The organism is Aeromonas sp. 602658 (assembly GCF_049173005.1).
In the GTDB taxonomy this organism is placed as follows: Bacteria; Pseudomonadota; Gammaproteobacteria; order Enterobacterales; family Aeromonadaceae; genus Aeromonas; species Aeromonas veronii_A.
On sequence record NZ_JAAKRF010000048.1, the window covers coordinates 1 to 22,211 of the forward strand.

17 protein-coding genes are annotated in these 22,211 nt (G+C 63.1%); 13 read left to right on the forward strand and 4 right to left on the reverse strand.

Features of this window, described 5'->3' with window-relative positions:
- Positions 1 to 45: 45 nt before the first annotated feature.
- The 12 genes from hslV (at position 46) to mgtE (ending at position 14,924) form a co-directional block, all read left to right on the forward strand.
- Entirely contained in the window at positions 46 to 579 is a 534-nt protein-coding gene (gene hslV / locus G5253_RS19510; RefSeq protein ID WP_204384878.1) for an ATP-dependent protease subunit HslV, read from the forward strand.
- Positions 580 to 643: 64 nt separating this feature from the next.
- Positions 644 to 1,972, forward strand: a complete 1,329-nt coding sequence (gene hslU / locus G5253_RS19515) for an HslU--HslV peptidase ATPase subunit (protein WP_167557283.1) — start codon at positions 644 to 646, stop codon at positions 1,970 to 1,972.
- A gap of 268 nt (positions 1,973 to 2,240) precedes the next feature.
- Complete coding sequence (locus G5253_RS19520) at positions 2,241 to 2,882, forward strand: TetR/AcrR family transcriptional regulator (RefSeq protein WP_421204075.1); 642 nt, start codon at positions 2,241 to 2,243, stop codon at positions 2,880 to 2,882.
- An 85-nt stretch (positions 2,883 to 2,967) separates the two neighbouring features.
- Positions 2,968 to 3,936 (forward strand): secretion protein HlyD, encoded by a 969-nt coding sequence (gene hlyD, locus G5253_RS19525; RefSeq protein WP_421204077.1) that lies wholly within the window; start codon positions 2,968 to 2,970, stop codon positions 3,934 to 3,936.
- Positions 3,933 to 5,702: an ATP-binding cassette domain-containing protein gene (locus tag G5253_RS19530; RefSeq protein ID WP_421204079.1), complete on the forward strand. Its 1,770-nt coding sequence runs from the start codon at positions 3,933 to 3,935 to the stop codon at positions 5,700 to 5,702. Before hlyD ends, G5253_RS19530 begins: the two co-directional genes overlap by 4 nt.
- Positions 5,699 to 6,808 carry an ABC transporter permease gene (locus tag G5253_RS19535; protein WP_421204081.1) on the forward strand — a complete coding sequence of 370 codons (1,110 nt, stop codon included), beginning with the start codon at positions 5,699 to 5,701 and terminating at the stop codon, positions 6,806 to 6,808. The genes G5253_RS19530 and G5253_RS19535 overlap by 4 nt, the downstream gene beginning before the upstream one ends.
- A 3-nt stretch (positions 6,809 to 6,811) precedes the next feature.
- A complete protein-coding gene (locus G5253_RS19540) occupies positions 6,812 to 7,900 on the forward strand; it encodes an ABC transporter permease (RefSeq protein WP_108572113.1) in 1,089 nt (362 codons plus the stop codon).
- Positions 7,901 to 8,206: 306 nt separating this feature from the next.
- Positions 8,207 to 10,753, forward strand: a complete 2,547-nt coding sequence (gene nirB / locus G5253_RS19545; protein WP_421204084.1) for a nitrite reductase large subunit NirB — start codon at positions 8,207 to 8,209, stop codon at positions 10,751 to 10,753.
- Positions 10,753 to 11,070: a nitrite reductase small subunit NirD gene (gene nirD / locus G5253_RS19550; RefSeq protein ID WP_042079916.1), complete on the forward strand. Its 318-nt coding sequence runs from the start codon at positions 10,753 to 10,755 to the stop codon at positions 11,068 to 11,070. The genes nirB and nirD overlap by 1 nt, the downstream gene beginning before the upstream one ends.
- 57 nt (positions 11,071 to 11,127) lie before the next feature.
- Positions 11,128 to 11,940 carry a nitrite transporter NirC gene (gene nirC, locus G5253_RS19555; protein ID WP_421204086.1) on the forward strand — a complete coding sequence of 271 codons (813 nt, stop codon included), beginning with the start codon at positions 11,128 to 11,130 and terminating at the stop codon, positions 11,938 to 11,940.
- 12 nt (positions 11,941 to 11,952) lie between these two features.
- The gene (gene cysG / locus G5253_RS19560; RefSeq protein WP_421204088.1) at positions 11,953 to 13,353 is read left to right on the forward strand and encodes a siroheme synthase CysG; all 1,401 of its coding nucleotides are present in this window, start codon (positions 11,953 to 11,955) and stop codon (positions 13,351 to 13,353) included.
- Between the two features lie 146 nt (positions 13,354 to 13,499).
- On the forward strand, positions 13,500 to 14,924 hold the full coding sequence (gene mgtE, locus G5253_RS19565; RefSeq protein ID WP_421204090.1) for a magnesium transporter: 1,425 nt from the start codon (positions 13,500 to 13,502) through the stop codon (positions 14,922 to 14,924).
- Between the two features lie 80 nt (positions 14,925 to 15,004).
- Here the strand turns inward: mgtE and G5253_RS19570 are convergent, their stop codons facing one another.
- A complete protein-coding gene (locus G5253_RS19570; protein WP_216949944.1) occupies positions 15,005 to 15,946 on the reverse strand; it encodes a hypothetical protein in 942 nt (313 codons plus the stop codon).
- 348 nt (positions 15,947 to 16,294) lie between these two features.
- Here G5253_RS19570 and G5253_RS19575 point away from each other — a divergent pair, with 348 nt between their 5' ends.
- Positions 16,295 to 18,286 carry a bifunctional 2',3'-cyclic-nucleotide 2'-phosphodiesterase/3'-nucleotidase gene (locus G5253_RS19575; protein ID WP_421204092.1) on the forward strand — a complete coding sequence of 664 codons (1,992 nt, stop codon included), beginning with the start codon at positions 16,295 to 16,297 and terminating at the stop codon, positions 18,284 to 18,286.
- Positions 18,287 to 18,552: 266 nt separating this feature from the next.
- Here G5253_RS19575 and G5253_RS19580 read toward each other — a convergent pair whose 3' ends face one another.
- Genes G5253_RS19580 through G5253_RS19590 form a run of 3 tightly spaced genes read right to left on the reverse strand, consistent with a single transcriptional unit; the run spans position 18,553 to position 22,204 of the window.
- Positions 18,553 to 19,518 carry an ABC transporter permease gene (locus G5253_RS19580; protein ID WP_005340795.1) on the reverse strand — a complete coding sequence of 322 codons (966 nt, stop codon included), beginning with the start codon at positions 19,516 to 19,518 and terminating at the stop codon, positions 18,553 to 18,555.
- A gap of 2 nt (positions 19,519 to 19,520) precedes the next feature.
- Entirely contained in the window at positions 19,521 to 20,639 is a 1,119-nt protein-coding gene (locus tag G5253_RS19585; protein WP_421204094.1) for an ABC transporter permease, read from the reverse strand.
- Positions 20,639 to 22,204, reverse strand: a complete 1,566-nt coding sequence (locus G5253_RS19590) for an ABC transporter ATP-binding protein (protein WP_005342527.1) — start codon at positions 22,202 to 22,204, stop codon at positions 20,639 to 20,641. The genes G5253_RS19585 and G5253_RS19590 overlap by 1 nt, the downstream gene beginning before the upstream one ends.
- Positions 22,205 to 22,211 lie beyond the last annotated feature (7 nt).

Here is a 22,211-nt window from a genome sequence, read left to right on the forward strand (position 1 = left end):
CCATGCACAGTCAGGCCGTCATTCGGCTCAAGCGAGGTAAGTAAAGTGACTACCATAGTTTCAGTTCGCCGCAACGGTCAGGTCGTCATCGGTGGCGATGGCCAGGTCTCTCTTGGCAACACCGTCATGAAGGGCAACGCCCGCAAGGTTCATCGCCTCTATAACGGCAAGGTGCTGGCAGGTTTCGCTGGCGGTACCGCCGACGCCTTCACCCTGCTCGAACGTTTCGAAGCAAAACTGCAGGCCCATCAGGGTAATCTGGAGCGCGCCGCCGTGGCGCTGGCCAAAGATTGGCGCACCGATCGCGCCCTGCGCCGCCTCGAAGCACTGCTGGCCGTGGCCGACGAACACAAATCCTTCATCATCACCGGCAACGGTGACGTGGTGCAGCCGGAGCACGATCTCATCGCCATCGGCAGCGGTGGCAACTTCGCCCAGTCCGCCGCCATCGCGCTGCTGGAAAACACCGAGCTGGATGCCAGGAGCATTGTCGAGAAGTCCCTCAAGATTGCGGGCGACATCTGCGTCTTCACCAACGGCAACCACACCATCGAAGTGCTGGACTACGTTGCCAAATAAGGCGCCAGCCAACCCAATTTCCCAAGGGGTGGGCACTGCCCGCCCCGGATACAGGAACACCATCATGTCCGAGATGACCCCGAGAGAAATCGTCCACGAGCTGGATCGTCACATCATTGGTCAGGCCGATGCCAAGCGCGCCGTTGCCGTTGCCCTGCGCAACCGCTGGCGCCGGATGCAGCTCAACGAAGAGATGCGCCATGAAGTGACCCCGAAAAACATCCTGATGATCGGCCCGACCGGTGTCGGCAAGACCGAGATCGCCCGTCGTCTGGCCAAGCTGGCCAACGCCCCCTTCATCAAGGTGGAAGCGACCAAGTTCACCGAAGTGGGCTATGTCGGCAAGGAAGTGGACAGCATCATCCGCGATCTGACCGATGCCGCCATCAAGCTGGTGCGCGAAACCGAGATGGAGAAGATGAAATATCGCGCCGAGGAAGCCGCCGAAGAGCGCATCCTCGACGCCCTGCTGCCCAACCCGCGCAACACCTGGGGTGAGGAAGAGAAAGCCGACAACTCCAACACCCGCCAGATCTTCCGCAAGAAACTGCGCGAAGGTCAGCTGGATGACAAGGAGATCGAGCTGGAACTCTCCGCCTCCCCGATGGGCGTCGAAATCATGACCCCGCCGGGCATGGAAGAGATGGCCAACCAGCTGCAGGGACTGTTCCAGAACCTGGGCCAGAACCAGAAGAAGAAGCGCAAGATCAAGGTCAAAGAGGCCATGAAGGCGCTGATCGAAGAGGAAGCGGCCCGTCTGGTCAATCCGGAAGAGCTGAAGCAGAAGGCAATCGCCGCGGTCGAGAACAACGGCATCGTCTTCCTCGACGAGATCGACAAGATCTGCAAGCGCGGCGAGAGCTCGGGCCCCGATGTCTCCCGTGAAGGGGTACAGCGCGACCTGCTGCCGCTGGTCGAGGGCTGCACCGTCAACACCAAGCACGGCATGGTCAAGACAGACCACATCCTGTTTGTCGCCTCCGGCGCCTTCCAGATCGCCAAGCCGTCCGACCTCATCCCCGAGCTGCAGGGCCGTCTGCCGATCCGGGTCGAGCTGACAGCCCTGACCACCGATGACTTCGAGCGCATCCTGACCGAACCGAACGCCTCGCTGACCGATCAGTACAAGGCGCTGATGGCCACCGAAGGGGTCAATATCGAGTTCACCCAGGATGGCATCCGCCGTCTGGCCGAAGCGGCCTGGCAGGTCAACGAGCGTACCGAGAACATCGGTGCCCGTCGTCTGCACACAGTGATGGAGCGCCTGATGGAAGATATCTCCTATGACGCCTCCGAGAAGTCCGGCGAGACCTTTGTCATCGACACCGACTACGTCAACGCCCACCTCGGTGCGCTTGTCGAGGATGAGGATCTGAGCCGCTTTATTCTGTAAACGCGCCCCTCCCGATAAAACGCCTCCCTTCGCGGAGGCGTTTTTATTTCTCAATCGCCTCCTCCATCTCACCCCCATCGCCCGAATTCTGACCCTTATCTGCGACAACCCATTTAATCCAAAGACGTTTTCAAACCATCTCTTTCGAACGCCCGCCGTTTTTCATCTCTGCTGAAATTTGCTCATAAAAAGATCTGTCTACTTCTGTGGGGTTGATTTATACATATGTATAAATCAGATCGAAATCTGTGCAGCAGGAACCAGAAAGATGAATCCAACCCGGCAGAAACTGCTCGATACCGGCCTCGCCATCGCCACCGAAAAGGGGCTGCGTGGCCTGACGGTACGCGAACTGGCGGCGGCGGCCGAGGTGAACCTCGGCTCTTTCGTCTACCACTTCGGCAACCGCGACGCCTTTATCGACGAGCTGGTGGAGCTCTGGTACGCCCCCCTCTATGACGAGCTCAAGGCGGTGGCAGCCAAAGGCTCCTACCCCTCCGCCATCGCCATGTTCGAGGCGACCATGGAGGCGCTGATCGGGCTGGTGGCGCGCCAGCGCGGCTTTATCAATCACCTGTTTGGCGATGCGCTGGCGGGTGAAGGGGCGGCCCAACGCTTTCTGCTCAGCCTGCCGCGCCGTCATCCCCTGCTGCTGATCGAACAGGTACGGATGGCACAGGCGGAAGGGTCGCTGGTCGCGGGTCACCCGCTCCAGCTGATGATCTTCATCATGGGGTCGGTCGGCCTGCCACTGGTGATCGCCGGCAGCGGTCGTCAGCTCGGCTGGCTGCCCGAACAGGCCGGCCCCTTTCTCAGCCAGATAGACAGCCCCGAGGCCGCCAGACAGCGGCTGGTATGGGCCCTACGCGGCCTGCGCCCCACCGACATGAAGGAAGGAGAAGCGGCATGAAACAACGCATCGCGATGGTAGCTCTGCTGCTGGCGGTTCCCAGTGGTTACCTCTGGTTGCAGCGCCATCCTCAAGGAGAAGCGGTATGAAGCAACGCATTGCAATCATAGCCCTGCTGCTAACCGTTATCGGTGGCTACCTCTGGTGGCAGGGGCGACCCGCCGACGGCTCCATCCTCTACGGCAACGTTGATATTCGCGACGTCAATTTGGCCTTTCGGGTCGGCGGCCGCGTCGATCAGGTGCTGGTCGATGAGGGGGATAGGGTAAAAGCCGGTCAACTGCTGGCCCGCCTCGATCCGGTTCCCCTCACCCACAGCCGCGACAGCGCCCGCGCCAATCTGGCCGCGCTCACTGCCGCCAACGCCTTGATCCACAAAGGCTATCGCAGCGAAGAGACCGACCGTGCCCGGGCCGCACTGGCCGCCGCCGAAGCCGCTGCGCTGGAGGCCGACCAGCAGTGGCGCCGCCAGAGTGCATTGGCCGCCACCGGCGCCATCTCACGCGGTCAGCTCGATACCGCCCGCTCCCAGCGGGATCAGACCCAGGCGCAGGTGCGCTCCGCACGCGAACAGCTCGCCCAGCTCGAAACCGGCTACCGCCCGGAGGAAATTGCCCAGTCCGATGCCCAGCTGGAAGGGGCCAAAGCGGCGCTCGCCAGTGCCGAACTGGCGCTGGCAGATGCCAGCCTGACCGCCCCCAGCGACGGCATCATCATCAGCCGCGCCGTCGAGAACGGCAGCATGGTGCAGAGCGGAGCGACCGCCTTCAACCTCTCCCTGACCGCGCCGGTCTGGGTGCGCGCCTATGTGGAGGAGCCCTGGCTCGGCCACTTCCCGAGCGGCGCCAAAGTGACGCTCACCACCGACTCGCGGCCGGATAAGCCCTATCACGGGGTGGTGGGCTTTGTCTCGCCGAACTCCGAGTTCACCCCGAAATCGGTGGAGACGCCGGACCTGCGCACTCACCTCGTCTACCGGCTGCGCATCGTGGTGCAGGATCCCGACCCGGCCCTGCGACAGGGGATGCCGGTCACCGTCAGGCTGGCCCCATGAGCTGCGCTATCTCCCTCGAGGGGCTCACCAAACGCTTTGGCGAGCGGGTCGCCCTCAACGCCATCTCGGCCACCATTCCGACTGGCGGCATCACCGGGCTGGTCGGCCCCGACGGCGCGGGCAAGAGCACTTTGCTGCGCCTGCTGGCCGGTCTGCTGATCCCCGAAGCGGGCACCATCCGGGTGCTGGGGCTGGATCCGGTGAGCGAGGGGGATCTGCTGCGTCAGCGCCTCGGCTACATGCCCCAGCAGTTTGGCCTCTACGAGGATCTCAGCGTGCTGGAGAACCTCACCCTCTACGCTGACTTGCGCGGCGTACTGGAGCCCGAACGCACGCCCACCTTCGCGCGGCTGCTCGCCTTCACCGATCTTGCCCGCTTCACCGCAAGGCCGGCAGGCAAGCTCTCTGGCGGAATGAAGCAGAAGCTCGGGCTGGCCTGCGCCCTGCTCGGCACCCCGGATGTGCTGCTGCTGGACGAACCGGGGGTCGGGGTCGATCCCATCTCCCGCCGCGCCCTCTGGCAGATGGTGCGCGAGCTGGCAAAAGGGGGGATGACGGTGCTCTGGAGCACCGCCTATCTCGACGAGGCGGAGCTGTGCGACCACGTGCTGCTGATGGCGAATAGCGAGGTGCGCACCAGCGGCACGCCGGCCGATCTGATGGGGGCCATGGCCAGCCGCTGCTGGCTGCTGGAGGCGGGGCAACTGGATGGCCGCGAGCGGCGCGCCCTGCTGCGCCGGGCACTGGCTCACCCGGCGGTGATGGATGGCGCGGTGGCGGGGGAGCGGGTTCGCCTGCTGCTGCACCCGGGCATGGCGCCTCCGCCGCTGGCGGAGCTGCATCTCGCCAACGGCGCCTTTCAACCGGCCCAGCCCCGGCTGGAGGATGCCTTTATCGACCTGCTCGGCGGCGGCCCCGGCGGGGAGTCGAGTCTGGCAACCGGGATGCGGGAAGCCGAACTGCCGCAGGGGGTACCCCCCGAGGCGGTGATCGAGGCGCGCCACCTCACCAAGCGCTTCGGCGATTTTGCCGCCACCGATGACGTCAGCTTTGCGGTGCGCCGCGGCGAGATCTTCGGCCTGCTCGGCCCCAACGGGGCGGGCAAGTCCACCACCTTCAAGATGGAGTGCGGCCTGCTGCGCCCGAGCGAGGGGCAGGCGCTGGTGACCGGCATCGATCTGGCTCACAGCCCCTCGGCGGCACGCCAGCGCCTCGGCTACATGGCGCAGAAGTTCTCCCTCTACAAGCAGCTCACCGTGGCGCAGAACCTCTCCTTCTTCGCCGGTATCTACGGCCTGTTCGGCCGCCACCAGCAGACGCGGATCGACGCCATGGTGACTGCCTTTGCCCTCGCCCCCTGGCTCGATCAGAAGGCGGAATCCCTGCCGCTCGGCCTGCGCCAGCGCTTATCGCTGGCCTGCGCCCTGCTGCACGAGCCGCCGCTGCTGTTTCTCGACGAGCCCACCTCCGGGGTCGATCCGGTGACCCGGCGCGAGTTCTGGTCGCACATCAACGCGCTGGCCGACCACGGCGTCACCGTGCTGGTCACCACCCACTTTATGGATGAGGCGGAGTATTGCGACCGCATCGCCCTCATCTATCGCGGCAAGCTGCTGGCACTCGGCACCCCGGACGATCTCAAGGGGCTGGCCACCAAAGAGGCGGCGACCTCTTTGCCAACCGGCTCCTTGCCGACCTGTTCTTTGCCAACAATGGAAGAGGCCTTTATCACCCTGGTCGAGCGGGCCAGCAAGGAGGACGCATGAGCATCAACCGTCGGCGACTGCTGGCCCTCTGCCGCAAGGAGACGCTGCAAATCGTCCGTGACCCGAGCAGCATCCTGATTGCCTTCATCATGCCGGTGGTACTGCTGGTGGTAATGGGTTACGCCATCAATCTGGATGTGGACCACCTGCGCCTCGGCATCTGGCGCACCGACAGCGGCGCCCCGGCGGTGCGGCTGGAGCAGGCCCTGCGCGGCTCTACCGCGCTGGAGATCCACAGCGGCCCGAGCAAGGAGTCCCTGCTCGCCAGTCTGGCCCGTGGCGAGATCCGCGGCCTGCTGGTGATCGATGACGGCTTCTCCCGCGCCATGGCCGGTCAGGGCAATGGTACGCCGCAGGCGCTGCTGCTAACCGACGGCTCCGAGCCCAACACTGCCAACTTCGTCACCAACTATGTGCAGGGGATCTGGCAGGGGTGGCTCGCTGGCGAGGGGGTCGCCATGCCGGTGTCGATAGAGAGCCGCGCCTGGTTCAATCCGGCGCTGGTGAGCCGCAACTTTCTGGTACCGGGCTCCATTGCGGTGGTGATGACCATCATAGGCGCCCTGCTCACCTCGCTGGTGGTGGCGCGGGAGTGGGAGCGCGGCACCATGGAGGCGCTGCTCGCCACCCCGGTCCCCAAGGGGGAGCTGCTGCTCTCCAAACTGCTGCCCTACTATGGCCTTGGCATCATCGCCATGCTGATCTGCCTGCTCTTCTCGGTGGCGGTGATGGGCGTGCCATGGCGCGGCTCCTTGCTGCTGCTCTTTCTGGTCACCAGCGTCTTTCTCGGCAGCGCCCTCGGGCTCGGGCTGTTTCTCTCCACCGTGATGCGCAGCCAGTTCAACGCCGCGCAGGCGGCGCTGATCGCTGCGTTTCTGCCCGCGGTGATGCTGTCGGGCTTCGTGTTCGAGATCGCCAGCATGCCACCACTGCTGCGGGCCATCACCCACCTCATTCCGGCCCGCTACTTCGCGAGCTCCCTGCAGACCCTCTATCAGGCGGGCAGCGTCTTCTCGATCCTGCTGGTCAACGGTTTCTGTCTGCTGCTGCTGGCCGGTTTCTGGCTGGCCCTGACCGCCCGCAAGACGCGGCGCACTCTGGAGTAACCCATGCTGATCCGACTCTGGTGGCTGATCCGAAAAGAGCTGCAGGCCCTGATGGGCAATACTCAGGGGCGCTTTCTGCTCATCATGCCGGTGCTGTTGCAGACCGCCCTCTTCCCGTTCGCCGCCACTCTGGAGGTGACCGGCAACACGCTGGCCATCTACAACCAGGATGACGGAGCCCAGAGCCGCGAGCTGCTGGAGCGCCTCACCCATATGCCCGCCTTCACAACCATCATCCCGGTGCAGGGCGAGGCGGGCATGACCGAGGCCATCACCGGGCAGCAGGCGCTGCTCGGACTGATTATTCCGGGGGATTTCTCGCGCCGGCTGGCGCGGGGCGAACCGGCCAAGGTGCAGCTGATTATCGATGGCCGCCGCTCCAACGGTGGTCAGGTGGCGGCGGGCTACATCAGTCAGGTGATTGCCCGCTGGCAAAGTGAGGGCAAGGGCCAACCCGAGCTGGCGGTGCGCAACCTCTACAACCCCAACGTCGAGTTTCACTGGCATATCCTGCCGGCGCTGGTCGCCATCATCACCACCACCGGCTGTCTGATTGTCACCGCCCTCTCGGTCGCGCGGGAGCGGGAGGAGGGCACCTTCGATCAGCTGCTGGTCTCCCCCCTCACCGCGGGCTGGATCATGGCGGGCAAGGCGGTGCCCGGCATCATGGTGGCAGTGGGACAAGGGTGCATAGTCGCGCTGGCCGCCCGTTTTGTCTTTCACCTTCCCTTTGCCGGCAGCCTCAGCCTGCTGATGGCGGGCATGGTCTGCTACGGGCTGGCACTGGCCGGGATCGGGCTCTTCATCTCGTCGTTCTGCTCGACCCAGCAGCAGGCCTTTCTCGGAGTCTTCTCCTTCACCGTACCGGCGGTGATCCTCTCGGGCTACATCTCGCCGGTAGAGAACATGCCGCAGGTGTTCCAGTGGCTGGCGGCCATCGACCCCCTCACCCACTTCATCGTGCTGCTCAAGGGGGTCTTCCTCAAGGGGTTTGACTGGTCGGCCGCCTGGCCCCTGCTCTGGCCGCTGCTCGCCATCGCCGGCGTCACCCTGTCGCTGGCGCTCGCCATGTTCCGCCGCCATATCGCCTGACGCGCCGCCTTGCTCAGCTGATGCCCTTTGATGCCGGTCTCGCCCAGTGCGAGGCCGGCCTTTTTCCGACAGAAGTTTTCACTCCCCGGCCGTGGGTAAATCGGGCTTTCCCTCCACCACTCCTCACCCCGAGCCAGCCCAGAAATCATCAACTGGTATACCTATTTTTATATATCTTTGAATTTTATCGAATTACCCCTGACGAGATATATAAATAGACACTTGATTTGCATCAATTGCCCGCCCCGACTGACTGGGTAGCCTAGCCCCAGAATGATGTTTTATTACTCCAAACTAGAGGCAATCATGAGCAAAGTCAGACTGGTCGTTGTGGGCAACGGCATGGTGGGGCACCGCTTCATCGAAGAGTTGATCGAGCGGGCCGAGCCGGGCCGCTACGAGATCACCGTCTTCGGTGCAGAACCCCGTCCCGCCTACGATCGCGTCCATCTCTCCTCCTACTTCTCCCATCACACCAGTGAAGATCTCTCCCTCGTCAAACCCGGTTTCTACGACAAGCACGGCATCCGCCTGCTGCTCGGCGAAGCGGTGAAAAAAATCGACAGGGCCAACCGCGAAGTGCACTCCAACAAGGGCACTGTGGTCGGGTACGACAAGCTGGTGCTGGCCACCGGCTCCTACCCCTGGGTGCCGCCCATTGCGGGCAGTCAGCACCACGAGTGCTTCGTCTACCGCACCATCGAGGATCTGAAAGCCATCCGCAGCGCCGCCAAGAGCGGCAAGAGCGGGGTGGTGATCGGGGGCGGTCTGCTTGGCCTTGAAGCGGCAGGTGCCCTCAAGGCGCTGGGTCTCGAGACCCACGTTGTGGAGTTTGCTCCGGTGCTGATGGCCGAGCAGCTCGACGGTCAGGGCGGCCAGCTGCTGCGCCGCAAGATTGAATCCATGGGGGTGCAGGTACACACCAGCAAGAGCACCAGCGAGATCCTGATGCATGGCGGCGAGCAGGCGAAACACCGCCTCGCCTTTGCCGACGGCAGCCAGCTGGAAGTGGATGTGGTGGTCTTCTCCACCGGCATTCGCCCGCAAGATACTCTGGGCCGTTACGGTGATCTCGCTATCGCCGAGCGCGGCGGCATCGTCATCGACGATCACTGCCTCACCTCCGACCCCGACATCTACGCCATCGGCGAGTGCGCCGCCTGGCAGGGCCGCTTCTTCGGGCTGGTAGCGCCGGGCTACAAGATGGCCCAGATCACCGTCGACCACCTGCTCGGCGGCGACAGCCGCTTTGAGGGGGCGGACATGAGCGCCAAGCTCAAGCTGCTCGGCGTCTCCGTCGGCTCCATCGGCGATGCCCACGGCCGCACCCCGGGCAGCCACAGCTATGTGTTTCAGGACGATCAGGCCGGCGTCTACAAGAAGATCGTGGTGAGCGAAGACAACAGCCGATTGCTCGGCGCCGTGCTGGTGGGTGACGTGGAAGATTACGGCAACCTGCTGCAGATGATGCTCAACGCCCTGCCGCTACCGAGCCACCCGGACACCCTGATCCTGCCCGCCTACGCCGGTGCCAAGCCGACGCTGGGGGTGGATGCCCTGCCGGAAAGCGCCCAGATCTGCTCCTGCTTCGACGTCTCCAAGGGCGACATCGCCAAGGCGGTGGCCGAGGGTCACACCACCCTTGCCGCCATCAAGCAGCAGACCAAGGCCGGTACCGGCTGCGGCGGCTGCGTGCCGCTCATCAGTCAGGTGCTCAACGCCGAGCTGGTTAAGCAGGGCATCGAGGTCAACAACCACCTCTGCGCCCACTTCCCCCACTCCCGTCAGGAGCTGTTCCATCTGGTCAAGGTGGAGGGGATCAAGAGCTTCGACGAGCTGCTGGCCAAGCACGGTCAGGGCTATGGCTGCGAGGTGTGCAAACCGACCGTCGGCTCCATCCTCGCCTCCTGCTGGAACGAGCATGTGCTGAGCCCGCGCAACATCCCGCTGCAGGACACCAACGACATCTTCCTCGGCAACATGCAGAAGGACGGCAGCTACTCCGTCATCCCGCGCATGGCCGGTGGCGAAGTGACTCCGGAAGGGCTGCTGGCGGTGGCCGAAGTGGCCCGCGACTACAAGCTCTACACCAAGATCACCGGCGCCCAGCGCATCGGCCTGTTCGGGGCCCAGAAGGATGATCTGCCGGCCATCTGGCGCAAGCTGCTGGCGGCCGGATTCGAGACCGGTCAGGCCTACGCCAAGGCGCTGCGCATGGCCAAGACCTGCGTCGGCAGCACCTGGTGCCGCTTCGGCGTGCAGGACAGCGTTGGCCTCGGGGTCTTCCTCGAGAACCGCTACAAGGGGATTCGCACCCCGCACAAGATGAAGTTCGGCGTCTCCGGCTGTACCCGTGAATGTGCTGAAGCGCAGGGCAAGGACGTTGGCATCATCGCCACCGACGCGGGCTGGAACCTCTATGTGGGCGGCAACGGCGGCATGAAGCCGCGCCACGCCGACCTGCTGGCGTCCGACCTCGACCGCGAGACCCTCATCAAGCTGATCGACCGCTTTATGATGTTCTACGTCACCAGCGCCGACAAACTGCAGCGCACCTCGGTCTGGCTCGGCAATCTGGAAGGGGGCGTCGACTACCTGCGCGAAGTGATCGTCGACGACAAGCTGGGGCTGGCCGAGACGCTGGAGCGCGATATCCAGACCCTGATCGACAGCTACGAGTGCGAATGGTCGCGCACCCTTAATGAAGAGGAGGCGCTCAAGCGATTCAGCCACTTCATCAACAGCGACAAGCGCGACCCGGACGTCCAGTTCGTCGCCGAGCGCGACCAGCACCGACCGGCGACCCCGGCCGAGCGCATCCCCGTCTACCAGATCGAGGTGGAAACCAAATGATGAAATTAGCCTGCCAACTCAACGACATCCTGCCGGGAACCGGTGTCTGCGCTCTGATCGAGGGGCGCCAGATCGCCCTGTTTCGCCCGAACGCGGCGGCCGAGGTGTTCGCCATCGACAACCGGGATCCCTTCTTCGCCGCCAACGTGCTGTCGCGGGGCCTGATTTGCGAACACGACGGCGAGCTCTGGGTCGCCAGCCCGCTCAAGAAGCAGCGCTTTCGCCTGAGCGATGGCCACTGTTTCGACAACCCTGCGATGTCGGTGCAGAGCTATCCCGTTGAAGTGCGCGACCAGCAGGTCTGGGTCGCCGTCTAAAACCGATCTCACTCTCTTTCGGGCTGCCAGAGGGCAGCCCTTTCAAGGACTCACAAGATGTACACGGAAACCATCAACAAGTGCGCCGCCAACGCGGCCCGCATCAACTGCTTCGAGCGCAGCGACAAGCTCGGCTTCTGGCTCAGCTCCGCCATGGCGGGGGCCTATGTGGGCCTCGGCATCATCCTGATCTTCACCCTCGGCAATCTGGTGGATCCCGCCATCCGGCCGCTGGTGATGGGGGCCACCTTCGGCATCGCCCTGACGCTGGTGATCATCGCCGGCTCCGAGCTCTACACCGGCCACACCATGTTCCTCACCTTCGGGGTGAAGGCGGGCAAGATCACCATGGCCGACCTGCTGCGCATCCTGCCGCAGACCTGGGTCGGCAACCTGATTGGCTCCATCGTGGTGGCGCTCATCTACTCCTACGGCGGCAGCCTGCTGCCGGACGCAGGCAGTCTGGCCCACAAGGTGGCACTGGCCAAAACCCAGGCACCGGCACTGACCCTGTTTATGAAGGGCGTGCTGTGCAACTGGCTCGTCTGCCTCGCCATCTGGATGGCGCTGCGCACCGAAGGGGCCGCCCGCTTCATCGCCATCTGGTGGTGCCTGCTGGCCTTTATCGCCTCCGGCTACGAGCACTCGGTCGCCAACATGACCCTGTTCGCTCTCTCCTGGTTTGGCGCCCACTCGGAGGCCTACACCCTGAGCGGCATCGGCCACAACCTGCTGTGGGTGACGCTGGGCAACACCGTCTCCGGCGTCCTCTTTATGGGCCTCGGCTACTGGTATGCCACCCCCAAGGCGGAGCGCCCGGTCGCAATGAGCGAGACCACCAGCACCGCCAACCAGACCCGAACCGCCTGATCCGGAGGCCCCATGGACTACTTGCCCATCTTTTGCCGACTCGACAACAAACCCGTGCTGCTGGTCGGCGGCGGCGAGGTAGCGGAGCGCAAGGCGCGCCTGCTGCTGGATGCCGGTGCCCACCTCACAGTCGTAGCACCCGAGCTCGACCCCGAGCTGGCGGAACTGGCTGCCAACGGGAGCATCGAGTGGCTGGCGGGTGAATTTGCACCGCAGCAACTGGCGGGCAAGTGGCTGGTGGTGGCAGCAACCGATCGGCGCGAGGTGAATGCGCTGGTTTACCAGAGCGCCAATCAGGCGCGGATCTTTGCCAACGTGGTGGATGACCCGAAACGCTCCAGCTTCATCATGCCGTCGATCATCGACCGCTCACCGCTGATGGTGGCCATCTCCTCCGGTGGCAAGGCGCCGGTGCTGGCCCGGCTGCTGCGGGAAAAACTGGAAGCTATGCTGCCGCAACATCTGGGGGCCGTGGCGACCTTCGCCGGCAGCCTGCGGGATCGGGTCAAGGCCCGCTTCGCCAGCATGGGCGAGCGGCGCCGCTTCTGGGAGCGGCTGCTCGGGGCGGATCGGCTCGGTCAGGCGCTGGCGCGGGGCGATAGCGCCTCTGCCCACCAGCTGGCCGACAACCTGTTTGCCGACGAAAGCCAGAGCGCTGGCGAAGTAGTGCTGGTGGGAGCTGGCCCCGGCGATCCGGGCCTGCTCACCCTGCACGCCCTGCGCCAGATGCAGCAGGCTGACGTGGTGGTCTATGACAGACTGGTCTCCGACGAGGTGATGGCGCTGGTGCGCCGGGATGCCAAGCGCATCTTCGTCGGCAAGCAGGCGGGCAACCACTGCGTGCCGCAGGAGGGGATCAACCAGCTCTTGCTGGAGGAGGCGCAGAAGGGGCAACGGGTGGTGCGGCTCAAGGGGGGCGACCCCTTTATCTTCGGCCGTGGCGGCGAGGAGCTGGAGACGCTGGTCGGCAGCGGCATCGGTTTTCAGGTGGTACCGGGGATCACCGCGGCCAGCGGCTGCGCCGCCTACGCCGGCATTCCGCTGACCCATCGCGACCACGCCCAGAGCGTGCGCTTCGTCACCGCCCACGGCAAGGGGGGCGCCCGGGATCTCGACTGGCCGCTGCTGGCCAAAGATCGGCAGACGCTGGTCTTCTATATGGGGCTCTCCTCCTGCGCCACCATCCGCGAGCAGCTGCTGGCCCACGGCAAGGCAGGCAATACCCCGGTGGCGCTGATCGAGCGCGGCACCCAACCCTGCCAGCGGGTCATTCGCGGCACCCTCGATGAGCTACCCGCACTAGCGGTGGGGGTCGAGAGCCCGGCGCTGATCATGGTGGGCTCGGTGGTCACTTTGGCCGACCGGCTCGCCTGGTTTGGCGAGGCACCGCAGCGCCAGCGAGCCCTCGCCTGAGGGATTCTCGGCAACTCACCATGAGGCCACCAGCAGGTGGCCTCACTTTTACCTCCCTCTTCTCCTATCACGGTCATAACCTGTTGTTTTAAGTCTGGTATCCTATGGGCATTGAGCCCTTGGCTACCATCTCAGGAATTCATCCCATGTCTCTTCCCATCAAGAACAGCGCCCGGCAGCGCGCGGATGACAGATCCCGCATTCTCACCCTGCTGCTACGCGATGACGCCCTCACCGACAGCCTGCTCGATCCGCAGGTGGTGCAGGATGCCGAGCAGCGCGATCAGACCAGCGAACTCACAACGCTGGTCAACGGGTTGCCCGCCGCCGACGTCGCCGATGCGCTGGAATCGCTGCCGCCCGATGAGCGTCATGCCCTGTGGGCACTGGTGGAGGAGGAGAAGCGCGGCCAGATCCTGGTCGAAGCGTCGGAGACGGTGTGGGACAGCCTTATCAGCGGGATGAGCGACAAGGAGCTGCTGCACGCCCTGCGCACCCTGGATATCGACGATCAGATCTATCTGGGCCAGTACCTGCCCCGCAACCTGATGGGGCGGCTGCTCACCTATATGGCCCCCGCCGAGCGGGATCGGGTGCGGGAGGTGATCCGCTACGGCAAGCACACCGTCGGCGCCATGATGGACTTCGAGATCATCACCATCCGCCCCGAGGTGACGCTCGCCACGGTGCAGCGCTATCTGCGGCTGCGCGGCAAGATCCCCGCCAACACCGACAAGCTGTTCGTCATCGATCGGCGCAACCACCTGCTGGGGGAGCTGGCCCTCACCACTGTCCTGCTGCACAAGCCCGCTACCTTGGTGAGCGACGTGATGGAGCGTGATCCGGTCACCTTCGATCCGGAGGATAACGACGAAGCGGCCGCCCGCACCTTCGAACGGGATGACCTGCTCTCCGCCGCCGTGGTGGATGGCAAGGGCAAGCTGATGGGCCGCCTCACCGTCGAAGAGGTGGTGGATCTGGTCTATGAGGAGAGTGACACCGACCTGCGCCGGATGGGGGGCATCAGCGAGGATGAAGACGTGTTCGCCCCGGTCTCCAAGGCGGTCAAGACCCGCTGGGCCTGGCTCGCCATCAACCTCTGCACCGCCTTTGTCGCCTCGCGGGTGATCGGCCTGTTCGAGCACACCATCTCCCAGCTGGTGGCGCTGGCGGCCCTGATGCCCATCGTCGCCGGGATCGGCGGTAACACCGGCAACCAGACCATCACCATGATAGTGCGGGCGCTGGCGCTGCAGCACATTCAGACAGGCAACCTCTCCTTCCTGCTGCTACGGGAACTTGGCGTCGCCTTTATCAACGGGCTGGTGTGGGGCGGCACCATGGGCATCGCCACCTATCTGCTCTATCAGGATGCGGCGCTCGGCGCCGTGATGACCCTGGCCATGATGCTCAACCTGCTGGTGGCCGCCCTGATGGGGGTGATTATCCCCATGACCATGACCCGCCTCGGCCGCGACCCGGCAGTCGGTGCCAGCGTGATGATCACCGCCATCACCGATACCGGCGGCTTCTTTATCTTCCTCGGGCTGGCGACCCTGTTCCTGCTGTAAACCGTGCGTTGAAAACAACAAGGGAGCCACTGGCTCCCTTGTTGTTTCAGGCGCGTTTGCCCACCCCTGCCGTTAGCTGCTTATCGCTTGTCAGCGGTGATCAGCAAGCCATTGGTGTCGGGGAAGCCGATGGCCAGCGCCTCTTTTTTGGCATCCGTGGTATAGGTGGTGACATAGGCGACGCGGTTATCCATCGCCCGGGCCAGAGCAGCATTCCAGAGGTTTTCGATCGGCGTGGCGGCAGCGGATTGCTTGAAGTTGCACTTGCCAAACCCGGTCATGGTCAGCTTGCTCAACCCGGCAGTGGCACTCCCCTCGCCCACCAGCGTACAACCTGCCGCCGGAAACTCGATCGCTACCGTCAGCTTGCCGCCGTTGTTGGTGGTATCCACCTTGCCCACCATGTCGCTGCTGAAGCCATCGCTGTCCGTGGCACTCCAGCTGGCCGTGGTCACCGCTTTGGTGGTCAGGGCTGTCACCGCCACATGACCGCTGAAACCGGAATAGATGGGGGAGTTGTCGGAGAACTTGGTGCCGGTGCGAGTGAAATCAAAAACCCAGCGCTTGATCTCCTTGCCCTGCAGATCGATGACCGGCTGATCCTGGAAGGTGATGAGGTTGTGGTCGTTGGTCACCGAGCTGAGCGCCGTGCTGGTACCGAGCCGCTCGCTGTTGCGGATCAACTGCACCGGGTAGATCCCGTCTTTGTCGGCTTTCTGGTCAGCCTGACCCAGCCACTGGCTGTTGGTCTCGACCTTGCCCACCTGATGACCCACCCAGACACCCCAGTACTGCACGGTTTCACCCTTCGGGTAGACCAGCGCCAGACCATCCAGATCCTTGATCATGCGCGGCGTCGCCTTGTCGCCGTCGCGGCTCAGCAGATTCGCTTGGTAAAGACCCGCCTCCGGCAGGGCCAGTGGCACCCGCTTGGCGATGCTGTTGGCAGCTTTTTCGCTGTCACAGGCAGACAGGGCCGCAGCGCAGGCGATGGCCAGCAGCGCTTTGTTGTGCATTTTCATGAGTTTTTATTCCTTGCTGTCGCTTTGTAATTTTTAGATGCAATCAATCGCCGCTGAATTTAAGGGAAAGGTCATCTATCAGTCGAATGGAGATCTGTAACCAACCATTACAGCCTCGCAGGAGCGGCAGACCGCGCCGCTTGCCCCGACCGCACTGCGGTAACGACAGGGTGACTAACGGCGGAAAAGCAGCGAGGGTAGCGACCCGAAAAAACAGATGAAAATCAGAGTCATAACTCTATTAACAGGAGGGTAATTAGCCCGAATTGCCAGCCTGCTCACAATAGGATTCTTTTGCTGTCGATAGAATGCACCACGCTGGCATACCCATAACAAGAGAATCCAACAATGAAAACCACCCTCAAACTGAGCGCGGTGGCAGTTATCTTTTTGCTGTCCGGCTGTGACGACAACAACTCTCAGGCCCCCGGTGATCTCACTCTGCGGCTGATCGAAACCTCTGATATCCACTCCAACCTGCTGAGTTACGACTACTACCAGAACAAGCCGGATGCCTCGCTGGGCTTCGCCCGCACCGCTGTGCTGATCCGCAAGGCCCGCGAAGAAAACGCCAACAACTTGCTGATCGACAACGGCGACCTGATCCAGGGCACCCCGCTGGCCGACTATATCCACGACCAGCAGGTCAAACAGCAGTGGCTGAGCAAGCAGACCCACCCCGCCATCAAGGCGCTCAACACCATGAGCTATGATGTCGGCAACCTGGGCAACCACGAATTCAACTTCGGTCTCGACTTCCTCTCAGAGACCCTGAAAGGGGCCAACTACCCCTACATCAACGCCAACGTCTTTCAGGCCGATGCCTTCAGCCGTGATGGCAAGGGCACCATCGACTGGAGCAAGCAGAAGTTCAAACCCTATGTGGTGCTGGATCGTCAGGTGAAGGATGCCAACGGCAACACCCAGACCATCAAGGTCGGGGTGCTGGGGCTGACTCCCCCCCAGCTCACCCAGTGGGACAAGCGCAATCTGGAAGGCAAGGTGGTGGTGGCCGATATGGTCGAGACCGCCGAGCACTATGTACCCGAAATCCGCGCCAAGGGCGCTGACATCGTCGTGGTCGTGGCCCACACCGGCATCATAGGTGACCCGCGCGAACCCATGATGGAGAACGCCGCCCTGCCGCTGGCCAAGGTGAAAGGGGTCGATGCCCTGCTGCTGGGCCACGCCCACCGCACTTTCCCGGGCGATTACCCCAACATGACCGACGTGGACAACGAGAAAGGCACCCTGGCGGGGGTACCGACCGTGATGCCGGGCGTCTGGGGCAACCACCTCGGCATCATCGACCTGCACATGACCTGGAAAGAGGGTCGCTGGGAAGTGGCCTCCAGCCAGTCCCAGCTGCGCAAGATCGACAGCAGCGCCAGCAGCACCGAAGATCAGGCGGTGGTCGATCAGGTCATTGCCGAGCACGAGCAGGCCAACCAGTGGCTGGACGAGCCCCTCAGCAAGATCACCAAGCCAATCCACAGCTTCTTCGCGCTGGTGCAGGATGACCCCTCCATCCAGATCGTCAGCGACGCCCAGCTGTGGCATGCCAAGAAGCTGCAACAGGATGGTCAGCTCAAGGAGAAATGGCCCATCCTCTCCGCCGCCGCACCATTCCGCGGCGGTCGCAACGGCCCGACCGACTTCACCTATGTACCGGCTGGCAATATCTCCCTGCGCAACGTGGCCGACCTCTATGTCTACCCCAACACCCTGCAGGTGGTCGCCATCAATGGCGCGACCGTACAGGAGTGGCTGGAGAAGAGTGCCGTCCAGTTCAACAAGATCGATGCCGCCAGCACCGCTACCCAGTGGCTGGTGAACGAGAAGTACCGCACCTACAACTTCGACGTGATCGACGGGGTGAACTATCAGGTCGATGTGACCAAACCCGCCCGTTACGATGTGGATGGCAACAAGGTGAGCGACAGCTACCGCATCACCAACCTCACCTATCAGGGCAAGGCAATCGACCCGACCCAGATGTTCTACGTGGTGACCAACAACTACCGCGCCAGCGGTGGTGGCAACTTCCCGGGCATCAACGCCAAGGTGATCGTCCATGAAGATCAGTTCGAAACCCGCGAAGTGCTCTCCGAATACCTCAAGGATCTGGCAGAGAAGAATCCGGCCGGTTTCGAGCCCCCGGCAGACAACAACTGGCAGCTGGCCCCCCTGCCCGCCAATCTGGATCTGCGCATCTACAGCTCGCCACGCAGCGAAGCGCAAGCCCTGACCGGCGGCAAGCTGAACTATGTGGAGACCCTGCCACCCACCGATGCCAAACACCCCGGCTTTGGCGTCTACAAGCTGGTGCTGGCACCCTGATCCTCAGGGCTAATCCGGCAATAACCTCTGCAACCCCCTCCTGATACGAGGGGGTTTTTGATGGTGTTGGCAGAGGGGTCAGCGCCTGTACGTCAACCACGACCTGCGGCAACTCGCGCAGCCCATTTATCCCTTCACGCCATTGTCACCCTCTATCACACCATCCAGCTCCCGGCAGGTCTGCCCCATCCCGCCCATAAAAGAACAGGCCCACCGAAGTGGACCTGCTGTTATTTGCGTGACCGGGAGTATCGCGATAGAGGGCGCTACTCCCGCTCCTTCACATAAGGTGTACCAAGTGCCTTGGGTGCCACCGCACGGCCGATAAAACCGGCCAGCAGGAACACGGTCAGGATGTAGGGCAGTGCCTCGATGGCCTGCACCGGAATGGCGAAGCCACCGATGCTGACCCCTTGCAGGCGGATGGCGACCGCATCGAGGAAGCCGAACAGCAGGCAGGCAGCCATGGCATTCCAGGGGCGCCACTTGCCGAACACCAGCGCCGCCAGCGCCATAAAGCCCTTGCCCGCACTCATGTTGGGGATGAACTGGGCCGTCTGGGCGACCGCCAGATAGGTGCCACCGATACCGGCCAGCAGGCCGCCGATGAGGAGCGCGGTGTAGCGCATCCGCACCACAGAGATACCGGCGGTATCGACCGCTGCGGGCGCCTCGCCCACCGCCCGCAGACGCAGACCGAAGCGGGTACGGAACATCACCCACCAGGCCAGCGGCACACAGGCAAATGCCACGTACTCCAGCAGGGAGTGGCCGCTCAGCAGCTCGCTGTAGAGCTGGCCGATCACCGGCACATCCCACAGCTCCTTGGCATAGGGCAGATCGATGGGGGCGAAACGGGCATCACCGGAGAGTGCCGGAGTCTGGCCACCCTGATCGAACCAGTAACGACCCAGCGTCACGGTCAGACCGGCCGCCAGAATGTTGATGGCCATGCCGCTCACCACCTGATCACCGCGATGGGTGATGGTGGCAAAGCCGTGCATCAGGGCGAACAGGATGGAGACACCTACCCCGGCACCCAGACCTACCCAGGCAGAACCGGAGACCGCCGCAGCCGCACCACTGGCGAACGCTGCCGCCAGCAGTTTGCCTTCCAGCGCGATGTTGACCACCCCGGAGCGCTCGCAAAACATGCCCGCCATGGCCGCCAGAATGAGCGGCGGCGCAGTACGAATGGTCGCATCCAGCATCAGGATCAGAATTTCAAACATGATCAGACTCCTTTAGCTTGCGCGGCTGAGCGGTTGGCAAATGCCAGATAGAGCTGCTCGATGCGCGGGCGCATCATGTGCTCAAGGGCGCCACAGAACAGGATCACCAGACCCTGCAGCACCACCACTATGTTGCGGTCGACACCGAACTCGAAGCTGAGCTCGGCGCCCCCCTGATAGAGGAAACCGAACAGCAGGCTGGCGATGATGACGCCGACCGGATGGTTGCGCCCCATCAGCGCCACCGCGATACCGGTGAAGCCGAACCCTTCCACGAAGTTGAGCTTGATCTGGTGCAGTTCACCCTGCAGCACGTTGAGGGCGAAGAAGCCCGACAGCATGCCGGAGATGACCATGGCCAGGATCACCACCTTGGGATAGGAGATACCGGCGTAGGCGGAGGCACTTTGGCTGGCGCCGACCGAGCGGATCTCGTAACCCCAGCGGGTGTGCCAGATAAAGACCCACACCAACACTGCACAGATCAGCGCCCAGAAGAAGCTGATATTGAGCGGGCTGTTGGGGATCTCCATCCCGAACAGGCTAGCCAGCCCGCTCATCTTGGGCAGCCAGCTTGCCTCGGCAAACACCTTGCTCTCGGTCGCCATCGAGCCGGGCGGCTTGAACACCTCCACCAGCAGATAGGCCATCAGCGAGGCGGCGATGAAGTTGAACATGATGGTGGTGATCACGATATGGCTACCGCGCTTGGCTTGCAGCCAGGCCGGAATAAAAGCCCAGGCCGCACCGAACAGACCACCGGCAATGATGGAGAGCGGCAACAGCAGGGCAAACGGCAGCACATCGCCGAGCGTCAGACAGACCAGACCGACACCGAGCCCACCGATATAGGCCTGACCTTCACCACCGATGTTGAACAGACCGGCGTGGAAGGCGACCGCCACCGACAGACCGGTAAAGATAAAGCCGGTTGCGTAGTAGAGGGTGAAGCCGACCCCTTCACCGGTGCCGAACGCGCCGTACCACATGATCTTGGCGGCATCGACCGGGTTGATCTCGAGGTAGTAGAACAGAATGGCCGACACCAGGAAGGCCAGCAGGATGTTGACCGCAGACAAGACGCCTACGGAGACCCAGGCAGGAATACGTACTTGGCTCATCAGTGGGCCTCCTTGGCTACTTCGTCCGGCACTATGTTCGCCATCATCAGGCCGATAGTGCGCTCATCCGCCTTGGCACCATCCAACTCGCCGACGATGCGGCCATCGGCAATGACCAGAATGCGATCTGCGAGGCTCATGATCTCGTCCAGCTCCACCGAGACCAGCAACACCGCCTTGCCCTTGTCGCGCATGGCGATGATCTGCTGGTGGATATACTCGATGGCGCCGATGTCGACCCCGCGGGTCGGCTGGCCGATCAACAGCACATCCGGGTCCTGCTCCACTTCACGGGCAATCACCAGCTTCTGCTGGTTGCCGCCGGAGAAGTTGGCGGTCTTGTGATCGGGATGGGGTGGGCGCACGTCCCACTTCTCCATCTTGGCCTGACAATCCTGCTGGATCGCCTCCTTGTTCTGCAGCCACCCCTTGTTGTATTGCGGGCGGCGGTGATAACCGAGGATAAAGGCCTCTTTCGCCTCGAAGCGGTTGATCAGCCCCATCTTGTGGCGATCTTCCGGCACATGACCGAGGCCGTAGTTGCGCACCAGTTCGGGATCGGCCGGGTGCTCCGCGCTCACCTTGTGCACGCCGCTGCGGCTGCTGATGGTGAAGCCCCCCTTGCTCGGCTTGAGAATGCCGCCAAGCAGGCTGAGCAGTTCGGACTGACCGTTGCCGGAGACCCCGGCGATGCCGACCACTTCACCGGCCCGCACCTCGAAGCTGACCGATTTGACCCGCTCCACCTTGCTGGCGTCGAAATAGCTGAGCCCTTCGATCTTCAGCTTGGCTTCACCGGGCTGGGTTGGCCCCTTGTCGACCTTGAGGCGCACCTTGCGGCCCACCATCAGTTCGGCCAGTTGCTCCTTGTCGGTATCCTTGGTGGCGACGTGGGCCACCATCTCGCCACGGCGCATGATGGAGACCTGATCGGTAATGGCCAGGATCTCCCGCAGCTTGTGGGTGATAAGAATGATGGTCGCCCCCTGATCCCGCAGCTTTTTCAGCACCTCGAACAGGTGATCCGCCTCTTGCGGAGTCAGTACCCCGGTCGGCTCGTCGAGGATCAGGATGCGGGCGCCGCGATAGAGCGCCTTGAGAATTTCGACCCGCTGTTGCAAGCCAACCGGCAGATCTTCGACCTTCTCGTGCAGCGGCACGTCGAGGCCGTAGTCTCGCGCCAGTTCGCCCAGCAGCTTTTCGGCTGACGCCACGCTCTGCTGAAGGTGCCAGCCGTTCTCAGCGCCGAGGATGACGTTTTCCAATACGGTGAAGTTATTGACCAGCATGAAGTGCTGGTGAACCATGCCCACGCCTGCGGCAATCGCATCTTGTGAGCCGTGGGGTTTGAAAGGATTCCCGTCGATCAGCATCTCGCCTTTGTCGGCATGGTAGAAACCATAAATGATGCTCATCAGGGTGGACTTACCGGCGCCATTTTCGCCGACAATGCCGTGGATACTGCCTTTGCGAACCTTAAGGTCGATCAGCTTGTTGGCGTACACTTCGCCGAACCGCTTATCGATACCTCTTAATTCGATGGCATAGCGATCTGTCTGGTCCATGATGCAG